Consider the following 11,777-nt stretch of genomic DNA (forward strand, 5'->3'; position numbering starts at 1 on the left):
GCCAATATATTTTAATCGGGGATTCACCATTCAATACCCTTTTTTTTACACATCAAACTTCCAGCTTACAATCCTAATTTAGCTTTTAACCGATCGATCCGGGCACCGAACAAACGATGGGCAAGTTTGCTTTTCAAGGAAAGAGCCGCATAAACGAGCGCTCCAAAAATTGCACAAACGGCCACGATCAAAATCGCCTGGAAGCGCCCTTCCGTTGTAAGCCATAGCGATAGTAAAATGTTCATGCCCCAGGCAGCCAGTCCCATTATTATTGAAAAAACTGATATTAAAACAGATCTCCTGATGGTAAGGCTGTAACGATATCCAGTAAAGTAGGTAATGACATACAAATTCAGCAGCACGGCAGCCAAGTAGCCGAATGCCGTAGCGTAAACGGATCCTTCCGTTTCAAACAACTTGATCAATGGGATATTCAAGCTCAATTTGATTAAAAAGCCCACAAGCAGGCTGAGCACTGTATATTTTTGCTGATTGATCCCTTGTAATACAGCTGCCGAAACGGAAAAAAGCGCAAACAAGATGGAAACGGGCGCATATGCCTTCAGGACACTGATTCCAAGTGGATCATGGCTGTAAAAGGCACTATAGATTGGATCGGCCAGCACAGACATGCCAACGACTGCTGGAATCGTAATGAACAGCAAAATTTGAAAGGCTTGGTTCAGCTGGCGGTTGAACTCGTTTGAATCCTCGCTTACATATGCCTTCGTCACCGAAGGAAGAAGCGCCATCGAAAACCCGGTTGCAAGCGTCATCGGAATCAAGACAAGCTTCTGGGCATACACATTCAACACCCCTAGTGCATCCTCAGCAACATGCTGCAGCCCGATCGACGACATCGCCTTATTGAAAGACAATAAGTCAGCCAACTGAAACATTGGCATCGCGATTCCGACGAATATGAAAGGAATCGACGAAAGGAATATTTCTTTATAAATCTCCTTCAGGGAAATTTCCATCGTTCCCCTGTCTTTCTTCATCAAGCTGTCCAAATATGGTTTTTGTTTTTTCCAATACCAAAATAACACCACTAAACCGCCGACAGCCCCGACCGTCGCTGCGAAGGTAGCTATTTGGATGGCTCTCACTAGCTCTCCGTCAAGGACATTCAAAACAACATACACACCGGCCAGAAGGAACACGATGCGGACAATTTGTTCGACAACCTGGGAAATGGCCGTTGGTTCCATCGCTTCATGCCCTTGAAAGAAGCCGCGGATGATGCTCATGAACGGTACAAAAATCAAGGCGAAGCTGACTGCCCTAATGATCTCCGTGACATCCGCGGCATCTTCCGGGTTGACCCCAAAGACTCCAGTAAACAGCGGGGCCATCGTATAGAGAATCAAAAAAGCGAGAAAACCGGTGATTACCATTAATTTCAGGCTCGATTTAAATAACTTCTCACCGACTGCGTATTCCTCGAGCGCATTATACTTCGAGATGAATTTAGATACTGCAAGCGGCATGCCTGCCGTTGCAAAGCTAATGAAAATGGTATATGGAACGTACCCATATTGATAGAGGGTAGCCCCTTTATTCCCAACCATATGTTCAAACGGGATGACATAAAATAAACCAAGAATCTTGGAAATGATCGCTCCCAACGTTAATATAAAAGCCCCTTTTAAAAACTTAGATGACATCTAATCCCTTCCTGCCTCTGTCAGTTACGTTTCACACGCTCTTTATCTTATCATATTAAAGTATTTTTTCTATAGAAAACTACATTCAAGTTTATCGTTTTCGAAGATAATACACAAACAAATAATTCCTTTTTTTCTACATTCGCAATCTGACGGGCTCTTGCTATATAATGAAGGGACTGAAAATGATAAAGTGGTGATCAATTTGAAATATGATGTAGTGGTAATTGGCGGCGGTCCTTCCGGATTGATGGCAGCAATAGCAGCCGGGGAAAAAGGTGCCCATGTATTGTTAGTGGATAAAGGCGAGAAGCTTGGTAGGAAACTTGCAATCTCGGGCGGGGGACGCTGCAACGTGACGAACAGGCTCTCAATCGATGAAATCATTCAGCATATCCCTGGAAACGGGCGATTTCTATACAGTGCTTTCTCAGAGTTCAATAATGAGGACATTATTCAATTCTTTGAAAATTTGGGCGTCGCTCTAAAAGAAGAGGACCATGGCCGGATGTTTCCTGTCAATGATAAAGCGCAAAGCGTCGTGGATGCCCTTCTGACGCGCCTGTCGAATTTAAAAGTAACGATCTACAAGAACTCTCCAGTTGCGGAAGTTCTCTATGAACATGGAAAAACCAGCGGTGTCCGGTTAAAAGATGGCCAGACCATTGACACGGATGCAGTCGTGATTGCAGTCGGCGGGAAATCAGTTCCCCACACCGGTTCAACCGGAGACGGCTACGCATGGGCTAAAAAGGCAGGGCACACGATTACCGAATTGTTCCCGACTGAAGTTCCCGTACTTAGCCATGAAACATTCATTAAAGATCGATCACTTCAAGGGCTCGCACTTCGCGATGTTTCATTGAGTGTCCTTAACCCAAAGGGCAAGGCCCTGATTACACATAGAATGGATATGCTCTTCACCCATTTTGGCGTCTCCGGTCCAGCTGTTCTAAGATGCAGCCAATTCGTCGTGAAAGCGATGAAGAAATGGAACCTGTCGGAAGTGACCATGAAACTTGATGCCCTTCCGGACCGAAACAAGGAAGAGGTTTTTCAAGACATCATGAAGGAAATAAAAGCCGAACCGAAAAAAGCCATTAAAAACACCTTAAAAGGTTTAGTTCCTGAACGATACCTTCACTTCCTGCTTGAGCGAAGCGGCATCGACCTTCAAGAGCAAGGGGCGACGATATCAAATGAAAAAATCCGCCGCTTTGCAGAATTATGCAAGGACTTCCAATTCGGGGTGCACGGCACCCAGCCGCTAGAAAAGGCCTTCGTAACGGGCGGCGGCGTATCCGTCAAAGAAATACATCCAAAAGAAATGGCATCCAAACTAATGGATGGACTGTATTTCTGCGGTGAAATTCTGGATATACACGGATACACAGGCGGTTACAATATCACATCGGCATTAGTAACCGGCAGGCTCGCCGGCATGAATGCTGCCATGTTTGCCCGTTCATAATCCGTAAAAGAGGCTGATCCGCTTGGATCAGCCTCTTTTACTGCGATTTCGCAAGCCTATACATCGTGTTCGTTAGGCTTTGATTGGTGTAGGTGCTCTTGTTTTGGCCTTCACTGTACTTTTTCGACCAAACCCGCGCCCGCCACTACTAGTCCGGCTATGCGTTTAAAATATTTCTGGATGATAGCGATATGCTTCGAGGTCAATGGTATTCCGGCCCGTGAATGTGATGCCTTCACTCTCGAGCATCGCCTTCTGGTGTTCTGCAGCGCCCTCCGCTTTTATGCCGATTTCACCTTTGGCATTGATCACCCGGTGCCATGGAAGGTCATGTTTTTTACTGCTAGAATGAAGGATCCTTACGACCTGCCTTGCACCGCTCGGACTTCCGGCGAGCTGTCCTATTTGACCATATGTCATCACTTTACCGGAGGGGATTCGTTGTATGATATGAATGACCCGTTCAGTAAAACTTTCCAAATACCTCGCCCCTTTATTCTATCCGTTTGCTAAAATCGTGATTTTTTCATCGGTAATCAGAATTCCATGATGTTTGATCAAGTTTGTTTTAAGCCCGGCAGGCACTCTGCAGTCATCGTATGCACATACAGAAATCAATCCTCTTTCCTTGATCAATTTGTCGATCCCTTTTTCATATTCGCCTATCGCAAAGCTGACTTGATCGTCATGGCCCCATTCAACATGGCCCCAAGTCCGGATGTGCTGATTGCGTTTAGTGTATACATCGATATTTTCCAAGAAATAATCAACCATCGTCGAAGGATGGAAGTCTCCATGAAAACAATAAAAATCAAAATTATTCATAAGATGCACTTGCTCCAATTGCTCCTCATTTAAATGAAGCTGCAATTTCTTGTACACGAAAGGAAAGATGCGGTCGTTTTCGACGACCAGGATATGGTCTCCCTGTTGAACACCGGTAATGATGAAAGTTGCCTCATTTTCAATGTATGACTCCAATTCATTAAAACAGTATAAAATATGGCCACCATCCGACTGCTGTATATTTTCTATTAATTGTTTCATTTTATTATCCAAAATGAATCTCTCCTTTAATACACCAGTCCGTACTATGTATTATGTATAACTTTACCCATTATCTCCGTGTTTGTAAAATTCATAGAAGAATATAATCAGTTTTCCCTAATGACATGTTAAGATCTGGAATTTAGTTAAGTCGAATTATGGCTGCTTTCAGTCCACTCTTAAAAAGACCTAGGCAGCCCAATCCGGCAGACTCCGTACTTCATGCATTTTCCCTTCACTCTTAAATCACGGGATAATACGGCACATAGCGCGGGTTATAATAATATGGCGGTCTAGGTCCAATAAGCGGCAATTCAAAGGTATTTGGGTTGGAGTCATATAACAACTCCACCTTCTCATCCGATTGTTCGACCAATAACCACTTCACTTCTTCGCTATAATAATATGGCATATAGAGGCCTCCAAAAACTTTTTTCTCTCCTTCAGCATATTCGAGCCGCACGGCAACGAGCCCGTCCCGATACATGTTCTTCATGCACGGCATATGCCTGATCATCATAAAGTAATCCGACTAAATTCTTTATTAGGAGGACCCCTCATGGCAGAAGATAATAAAAAGAAATCATCCGGTAAAAGCTATCCCATGCATCCGAATTATGGGAAGATCACCCGTTATCAAGACGTACCCATCACGGTTCCGGAGCAACGCCAATTTCGCCAACCCGGTGTAGAAAAATTAATGGTGCCCAGGCCCATCATCGAAAATCCCAATTATAGGGGCAGCGGGAAATTAACAGGTAAAGTCGCATTGATAACTGGCGGAGACAGTGGGATTGGCGCTGCGGCTGCCATCGCTTTTGCTAAAGAAGGGGCAGATGTTTCCATCGCTTATTTGGATGAACATGAGGATGCCAATCGGACTAAAACGAGAATTGAAGAGCTTGGGCAACGTTGCTTACTGCTGCCTGGGGACTTAAGGGATAAGCAGCAATGCATCGATATCGTGGAAGACACCATCGAAACATTTGGAAAGCTCGATATTCTTTGTAACCACGTGGGCATTCAATTTCAGCAATTAAGCTTGCTTGATATTACGGATGAGCAATTCGATGATACCTTTAAAGTGAATATCTATTCCCACTTCTACACGACGCGTGCTGCCCTTCCCCATTTAAAAGCTGGGTCCTCCATCATTAATACATCTTCTGTCGTGACGTTTAATGGGAATAAGCAATTAATTGATTATACGGCGACTAAAGGGGCCAACATTGGTTTTACCCGTGCCTTGGCAAACAGTCTTGTCGATCAAGGCATCCGTGTGAACGCCATTGCGCCAGGAAGGTTTTGGACACCACTCATCCCTGCAAGTTTCTCGGCAGACGAAGTGACACAAGTCGATAATCCGATGGAGCGTCAAGGCCAGCCATTTGAACTGGCTCCCACCTTTGTCTATCTCGCCTCTGATGATTCCCGTTTTGTGACAGGACAAACACTTCATGTCAATGGCGGGGAAGCGACATCGTCCTAATTTCCACAACGAACATGCCCCCTTCCGAGGAAGTCCAGACGGAAAAAGACTACCTTTGATTGCCCGTCAGCAAGCAATAGGTAGTCCATTATTGATTATAGGGCCAGCCGGCCTTTATTTTTTTTTATAGATGATCATCGCACTGAAACAGTAGATCTGTTCCTCTTCCTCTTCACCTGTAGTGGCGACATTGTATTTGATATCGACGATTTGATTATCACGAATGTCTTCCAGGAAAAAGTTCATTTCATCCTCTAGGTCCTTTTCATGCTCATAATCAAATAATTTCACTTGTATCATCGGCTCTCCCCGCCCTTTTACTATAATGATAGTTATTGTGCAGGATACCCTTTTCACTTGATTTTTATACTTGATTTTTTAGTGAAGCGGATAATATTTTAACCACTTCATCCCCGACTTCCTCTGTAGAAGCTGCCCCGCCCATATCAGGAGTCAGCACCTTTTTATCGACCATCGCCTGTTCAATCACGTCCAACACTTTCGCACCCCAAACCTCATGTCCAAAGAAATCGAGAATCTGACTGGCGGACCATATGGCCGCAAGTGGATTGGCGATGCCTTGATGTGCTATATCCGGGGCTGAACCATGAATCGGTTCGAACATCGAAGGATAAATCCGTTCCGGGTTTAAATTGGCACCGGCCGCCAGTCCCATCCCGCCTGCAATGGCAGCACCTAAATCCGTTATGATGTCACCGAACAAATTGGAGGTGACAACGATTTGGAACCGTTCAGGCTGTTTGACAAAATACATGCTTGCCGCATCGACCAGATAGGAATTCGTTTCTACTTCCGGATACTCCTGTCCAATTTCTTCAAAAACCTGATCCCAAAAAACCATTGAATAATTCAATGCGTTCGCCTTGCTTATGCTCGTTAGCGTCCTTCCCGTCTTGCGCGCCAGTTCATAAGCATAACGGATGATCCTCTCGGTTCCCTTTCGTGAAAAGACCCCCGTCTGCAGGACGACTTCTTCCGGCTTGCCTTTAAAAAGCCAATCACCTGCACCGGAATATTCCCCTTCACTGTTTTCACGGATGACAATCATATCGATTTGGTCACGGGTCACGTCTTTTAATGGACAGGGTGCACCTTGAAGCAATTTAACGGGTCGAACATTCACATATTGGTCAAATCCCTTTCTGATCTTCAGCAGAAGTTCACGTAAGGAAATATGGTCCGGGACACCAGGATAACCGACAGCCCCCAGATACACGGCGTCAAACTTCATCAGTTGTTCCAGTCCATCGTCAGGCAGCATTTTGCCGTGCTCAAGGTAATATTCACAGCCCCATGGAAAATAAGTGAACTGGAAAGAAAAATCACCGGCAATGGCCGCCACTTCTTTAAGGACCTTTACACCCTCATTAATCACCTCAGGGCCAATTCCGTCACCCGCAATGACCGCAATTTTATGAACATTCATTCTCCAACTCTCCTTTTTCTATATTTTCTGACTTCAGCACCCTAATTTTAACATAAAACGTTTGCATCCCCGTAAGTGAGGTTCATATAGAAAAAAGAGTCCTTTCATGATGATGAACTATACCCCGGATAACGGACACACATAAAAAAGTGTCCCTTATCCGGGTTTTTTTATGTTTCAATAGATGTAATGAGTATGGACGGAGGGTTTCTATGAGTAAGAATATATATACTGAATTTCAGATTAAAGAACTTGAAAAGAATCCAAATATCATTAGTGCTTCCGAGCGATCTATTTCCTATAGTCCGGAATTTAAGACAAAAGCTGTTAAGGATTATAAAAAGGGGAAATCCCCCTCTCAAATTTTCATTGACCAGGGATTTAATCTCGAGATAATTGGAAAGAAACAACCTAAACGTTGTCTACAGCGCTGGCGTAGTACCTTTGAAAGGTTTGGTGAGGAAGGTTTCCTTACGGAACGCCGTGGAAAAGGAAGTACAGGACGCCCCACTTCTAAGCCACAGTCTGTAGAGGACCAACTTAGGAAGGCCGAGGCGAGAATCAAATTCCTTGAAGCAGAAAATGACTTCCTAAAAAAGCTGGAGGAGCTAGAAAGGCAGGCTCTGAAAAAGAAATGATTCTAACTGCTGCTGAGAAGTTCTATCTAATTGAAAGGACAATCAGAATACACCAATTAAAGAAGGCTGTTTCCTATCTATGCAAGTTGGCTGGTGTAAGTCGAAGTGGCTACTATGATTGGTTAAAGGCAGCTACTTACCGTGAGCTTCGTGAAGAACAGGATGAATTGGACATAGAATTGATTAGAAATATTTTCATCAGTAAAAAGGAAAAAGTAGGCGCCCTCCAAATCAAAATGATTATGGAGAATGACTACTCGGCGGTAATGAATCATAAAAAAATCAGGCGGTTGATGACAAAATATAATCTCCTAGCGAAAATCAGAAGGGCCAACCCATATCGGAAGATGGCCAAAGCAACCAAGGAGCACCTTACTTGTCCAAACCTCCTTGATCGTGAATTCAATCAGGAGGAGCCAGGCAAGGTCCTGCTTACTGACATTACCTATCTTTATTATGGGAAAGGCCAAAAAGCGTATTTATCCTGCGTAAAAGATGCCGCGACAAAAGAAATCGTTACGTACCATTTATCCACTTCATTAGAAATGGATATCGTTTACGAGACTTTAAGTAAGCTAAAGCAGGCTGTGTGTCACAAGTTCCATCCGAATGCAATCCTTCATTCTGACCAGGGGTTCCATTACACCCATCCGCTATTTCAGCGCAAAGTGAAGGAACTTGGGATAACCCAATCCATGTCCCGCAAGGGAAACTGTTGGGATAATGCGCCAATGGAAAGTTTCTTTGGCCACTTTAAGGATTTGGCAGAATATAAAACATGTACTCATTTAACGGATGTGAAGGGAGAAGTTGATCGAGTTATTGAAGAATATAATGATCATCGTTATCAATGGGGGCTAAAGAAAATGGCCCCGGTACAATACCGGGACCATTTATTAGCCGCTTAGGCACTTTTTTATACTGTCCGTAAAATGGGGCACAGTTCATGATGAAAGGACTCTTTTTTTTCACGCCTTTAAATATGCACGTCTTTCCGCATATTCACGGTATTGTGAACAAACCATGATCTTTTTTCTTTCTTCATTCAAATAAGCCGTCACATTCCTGGATTTACGCTTGCAAAAGTAACAGGCCTTTTTGAAGAGCTTCACTTAACGATGACTTCGCCGTCCCATTCAAGCATTCCGCCAACCATGTTTGCCACTTTATATCCTTGTTCCTGAAGATAATGGCATACATTTTCACTGCGGCGTCCTGAACGGCAGATAAAGATATATTCTTTTTCTTTATCAAAATAGTCAAGGTTCGCCGGGATATCATTCATGCGAATATGTTTCGCGCCTTCGATCATTCCCTCTTGCACTTCTTCGTCTTCACGAACATCGACAAGTTCCATCGCTTCTCCTGCCTCAAGCTTAGCTTCCACTTCTTCCGTTGTAATGATTTTGATTTCTTCCATAATTAGCACCTCGAATTATCGTTTGATTTATCTTTTTCATTATAGCAAAATTTCCAGTCAAACATCACGTAATGGATTCGCATATGCAAATCCCCTCATGCATTGAATGAAAAAACGCCAGCGAATATAATATTCGCCGGCGTTTTAAAAATCCATATCAATGCTTGAATCCCAGTTGATATTGTTTAGGGATCTCCGTTTTTATATTCAAAGCTTTAGATGCTTCAAGTGCCCAATAAGGGTTTCGCAGCATTCCTCTGCCGATGGCGACCAAATCCGCTTCTTCATTGCCAATGATTGAATTTGCTAGAATCGGATCATCTAAACGACCTACAGCAATCACCGGAATATCCAAAGCTTTTTTGATTTCCCTGGCCAACGGAGTTTGATAGCTGGCATGGGTACCAGGTCTTCCGTCTGCTCCAATCGGGCCTTCTCCTCCAGAGCTTACATGGAACATATCGACGCCTGCTTCTTTAAAGACTTGTGAAAATGCAATGCTTTCTTCAATACCATATCCGCCTTCAACGTATTCTTTTGCAGAAATGCGCATGATTAAAGGCATGTCGGCAGGCATTTCGCTTTTCACTGCTTTAATGACTTCCACTCCGAATTTAGTCAGGTCTCTTCCATATTCGTCATCACGTTTATTCGTAAGCGGTGATGTGAATTGGTGGATTAAATACCCGTGTGCACCATGTAATTCGATTACGTCAAATCCTGCCTGAACTGCCCTTCTGGCCGATGCCCGGAATTTATCGACCATTTCCTTCACTTCTTCCGTTTCTAAAGCTCTTGGTGTTTTATACGTTTCATCAAACGCAATGGCTGAAGGTGCCACCGGCGGTTCCGCATCCTCCGCTTTACGGCCTGCATGGGCAATTTGTATCCCGATTTTTGCACCGTATTGATGAACTTCCTTAACGATGTTGGAGAAAGCCCCAATTTGATCGTCGGACCATAATCCAAGATCGCGATTCGAAATGCGCCCATCAGGCTCCACATCGGTCATTTCCACTATAATTAACCCCGTTCCGCCCACTGCCCTGCTTACATAATGTTGCTGGTGCCAGTTCGTTGGTATACCATCTTCCGCTTCGACGGAGTATTGGCACATCGGCGGCATGACGATCCTATTTTTAAGTTCAAGTTCTTTTATGCGATAAGGTGAAAATAAATCATTCATCATTCTTCATCTCCTTTTATATAATGCATGCACATGCATTTATATCATCCCAGTAATACTGTGTCAACTAATCGGATTCCCGAAGCTTTCAGTGTAAATTCCGGTGCGAAATTCATAAAAAAAGAGAAAGACGGATATCCCGTCCCCTGACTGTGGACAAACTGGAATAATTAAGATTGCCTACATTTTTTTTAAGGGAGTGTAATATGAATGTTGATTTTCACTCCAGGCACTCGCTTTCCGCGGGCGGTCCGGGAGCCTCCTCGGCGCAAGCGCCTGCGGGGTCTCCCTTTGACTCGCTTTTCCCGCAGGAGTCTCGCACCTTACATTCCAATCAACTTTGTGTTAAAAGATATGTCCTCTTCAGTCTATAAACTCAGAAGGATATCCCGTCCCTCTCCGTCATACTTAATTAAAAGTCGAAATTATCAGGATCTGGACCAACACGGTGATTCTGATTCAATCCATCAATTTGGTTCATTTCCTCTTCGGTCAATTCGAAATCGAATACAGTTGAGTTTTCGACAATACGATGTTCTTTAGTTGATTTCGGAATCGTTACAATCCCATTTTGTAAATCCCAGCGTAAAATGACTTGTGCAACAGATTTGCCATGCTTGGTTGCAATAGCTTGTAAAACTTCATTATCAAGAAGTTCACCTTGCATCAAAGGAGACCATGCTTCAAGTTGTATTCCTTGTTCCTTACAGAATGCCTGAACTTCTTTTTGAGTTAATCGCGGATGGCATTCCACTTGATTGACCATCGGCTTCACTTCTGCATCTTCCATCAAATCTTTTAGGTGGTGAATCTGGAAATTGCTCACACCGATCGCTTTCACTTTTCCTTCTTTATATAGAGTTTCCAACGCTCTCCAAGCTTCTTTATATTTTCCTTCCACTGGCCAATGGATAAGATATAAATCCAGGTACTCCAAGCCAAGTTTCTGTAAGCTTTTTTCGTAAGCTGCAATTGTCGATTCATAGCCTAAATCGGCATTCCAGACTTTGGATGTTACGAATAAGTCTTCCCTTGAGATTCCAGCTTCTTTCAATCCCTCACGAATCCCTTGTCCGACCCCTTCTTCATTTTCATAAATGGCAGCCGTATCGATGCTGCGATAACCATGTTTAATGGCCACTTTAACTGCATTTACCAGCTCCGGTCCTTCTTCCACCTTAAATACGCCCAATCCGAACCAAGGCATTTTGACGCCGTTATGCAATGTAGTTGTATCTTGTAAGTTTTTCACCATAATACTCTACCTCCAAATGATTGTTTTTATAGATTGTAATGCGCTTTAAGTATCAGTATCAGTATCAGTATCATTACATCCCTTCAGGGAACCTTCCATCATTCGCTGAAGGGATGCAATGATACTTTTCATTGATACCCTATACGCATAGCATACT

General features: G+C 43.6%; 12 protein-coding genes. 3 read left to right on the forward strand and 9 right to left on the reverse strand.

The genetic code is table 11. From position 1 onward, the window contains the following. Positions 1–65: 65 nt before the first annotated feature. The gene (locus AC0VX1_RS19690) at positions 66–1,667 is read right to left on the reverse strand and encodes a putative polysaccharide biosynthesis protein (RefSeq protein WP_336059134.1); all 1,602 of its coding nucleotides are present in this window, start codon (positions 1,665–1,667) and stop codon (positions 66–68) included. Between the two features lie 205 nt (positions 1,668–1,872). Here AC0VX1_RS19690 and AC0VX1_RS19695 point away from each other — a divergent pair, with 205 nt between their 5' ends. After that, positions 1,873–3,138 carry a BaiN/RdsA family NAD(P)/FAD-dependent oxidoreductase gene (locus AC0VX1_RS19695; RefSeq protein WP_475468475.1) on the forward strand — a complete coding sequence of 422 codons (1,266 nt, stop codon included), beginning with the start codon at positions 1,873–1,875 and terminating at the stop codon, positions 3,136–3,138. Positions 3,139–3,303: 165 nt separating this feature from the next. Here AC0VX1_RS19695 and AC0VX1_RS19700 read toward each other — a convergent pair whose 3' ends face one another. The 3 genes from AC0VX1_RS19700 to AC0VX1_RS19710 form a co-directional block, all read right to left on the reverse strand. Further along, positions 3,304–3,558, reverse strand: a complete 255-nt coding sequence (locus tag AC0VX1_RS19700) for an MGMT family protein (RefSeq protein WP_475471830.1) — start codon at positions 3,556–3,558, stop codon at positions 3,304–3,306. Between the two features lie 78 nt (positions 3,559–3,636). Further along, entirely contained in the window at positions 3,637–4,197 is a 561-nt protein-coding gene (locus AC0VX1_RS19705; RefSeq protein WP_475468477.1) for an MEDS domain-containing protein, read from the reverse strand. A gap of 229 nt (positions 4,198–4,426) precedes the next feature. Further along, the gene (locus AC0VX1_RS19710) at positions 4,427–4,597 is read right to left on the reverse strand and encodes a hypothetical protein (RefSeq protein ID WP_164855101.1); all 171 of its coding nucleotides are present in this window, start codon (positions 4,595–4,597) and stop codon (positions 4,427–4,429) included. 147 nt (positions 4,598–4,744) lie between these two features. On the opposite strand from AC0VX1_RS19710, the gene AC0VX1_RS19715 reads away from it, so the two are divergent. Then, the gene (locus AC0VX1_RS19715) at positions 4,745–5,674 is read left to right on the forward strand and encodes an SDR family oxidoreductase (RefSeq protein ID WP_063575433.1); all 930 of its coding nucleotides are present in this window, start codon (positions 4,745–4,747) and stop codon (positions 5,672–5,674) included. A 114-nt stretch (positions 5,675–5,788) separates the two neighbouring features. On the opposite strand, the gene AC0VX1_RS19720 is transcribed toward AC0VX1_RS19715, so the two are convergent. Both AC0VX1_RS19720 and AC0VX1_RS19725 read right to left on the reverse strand, forming a co-directional pair. Then, positions 5,789–5,974 carry a sporulation protein Cse60 gene (locus tag AC0VX1_RS19720; RefSeq protein ID WP_048682016.1) on the reverse strand — a complete coding sequence of 62 codons (186 nt, stop codon included), beginning with the start codon at positions 5,972–5,974 and terminating at the stop codon, positions 5,789–5,791. Positions 5,975–6,038: 64 nt separating this feature from the next. After that, the gene (locus AC0VX1_RS19725; protein ID WP_057276781.1) at positions 6,039–7,121 is read right to left on the reverse strand and encodes a tartrate dehydrogenase; all 1,083 of its coding nucleotides are present in this window, start codon (positions 7,119–7,121) and stop codon (positions 6,039–6,041) included. 212 nt (positions 7,122–7,333) lie between these two features. Between AC0VX1_RS19725 and AC0VX1_RS19730 the strand changes: the two genes are divergently transcribed. Continuing rightward, positions 7,334–8,667, forward strand: a protein-coding gene (locus tag AC0VX1_RS19730) for an IS3 family transposase (RefSeq protein ID WP_475468480.1) whose coding sequence is annotated in 2 segments (ribosomal slippage) — positions 7,334–7,730 and positions 7,730–8,667 — 1,335 coding nt in all. Because the reading frame shifts where the segments join, the coding sequence is not laid out codon by codon here. Positions 8,668–8,867: 200 nt separating this feature from the next. On the opposite strand, the gene AC0VX1_RS19735 is transcribed toward AC0VX1_RS19730, so the two are convergent. From AC0VX1_RS19735 to AC0VX1_RS19745, 3 genes are all read right to left on the reverse strand, one after another. Beyond that, entirely contained in the window at positions 8,868–9,179 is a 312-nt protein-coding gene (locus tag AC0VX1_RS19735; RefSeq protein WP_034309364.1) for a rhodanese-like domain-containing protein, read from the reverse strand. A gap of 157 nt (positions 9,180–9,336) precedes the next feature. Further along, positions 9,337–10,365 (reverse strand): NADH:flavin oxidoreductase/NADH oxidase, encoded by a 1,029-nt coding sequence (locus AC0VX1_RS19740; protein WP_048682014.1) that lies wholly within the window; start codon positions 10,363–10,365, stop codon positions 9,337–9,339. A 412-nt stretch (positions 10,366–10,777) separates the two neighbouring features. Further along, positions 10,778–11,620: an aldo/keto reductase gene (locus tag AC0VX1_RS19745; protein ID WP_048681988.1), complete on the reverse strand. Its 843-nt coding sequence runs from the start codon at positions 11,618–11,620 to the stop codon at positions 10,778–10,780. Positions 11,621–11,777: the final 157 nt, after the last annotated feature.

It is taken from the genome of Peribacillus sp. QJM3NY_7, assembly GCF_056173225.1.

Bases quoted from the DNA above. Each gene is read 5' to 3' on its own strand.
- AC0VX1_RS19720 (WP_048682016.1), bottom strand. From the start codon at position 5,974: ATGATACAAGTGAAATTATTTGATTATGAGCATGAAAAGGACCTAGAG.
- AC0VX1_RS19715 (WP_063575433.1), top strand. From the start codon at position 4,745: ATGGCAGAAGATAATAAAAAGAAATCATCCGGTAAAAGCTATCCCATG.
- AC0VX1_RS19725 (WP_057276781.1), bottom strand. From the start codon at position 7,121: ATGAATGTTCATAAAATTGCGGTCATTGCGGGTGACGGAATTGGCCCT.
- AC0VX1_RS19735 (WP_034309364.1), bottom strand. From the start codon at position 9,179: ATGGAAGAAATCAAAATCATTACAACGGAAGAAGTGGAAGCTAAGCTT.
- AC0VX1_RS19690 (WP_336059134.1), bottom strand. From the start codon at position 1,667: ATGTCATCTAAGTTTTTAAAAGGGGCTTTTATATTAACGTTGGGAGCG.
- AC0VX1_RS19745 (WP_048681988.1), bottom strand. From the start codon at position 11,620: ATGGTGAAAAACTTACAAGATACAACTACATTGCATAACGGCGTCAAA.
- AC0VX1_RS19740 (WP_048682014.1), bottom strand. From the start codon at position 10,365: ATGAATGATTTATTTTCACCTTATCGCATAAAAGAACTTGAACTTAAA.
- AC0VX1_RS19700 (WP_475471830.1), bottom strand. From the start codon at position 3,558: ATGACATATGGTCAAATAGGACAGCTCGCCGGAAGTCCGAGCGGTGCA.
- AC0VX1_RS19710 (WP_164855101.1), bottom strand. From the start codon at position 4,597: ATGCCATATTATTATAGCGAAGAAGTGAAGTGGTTATTGGTCGAACAA.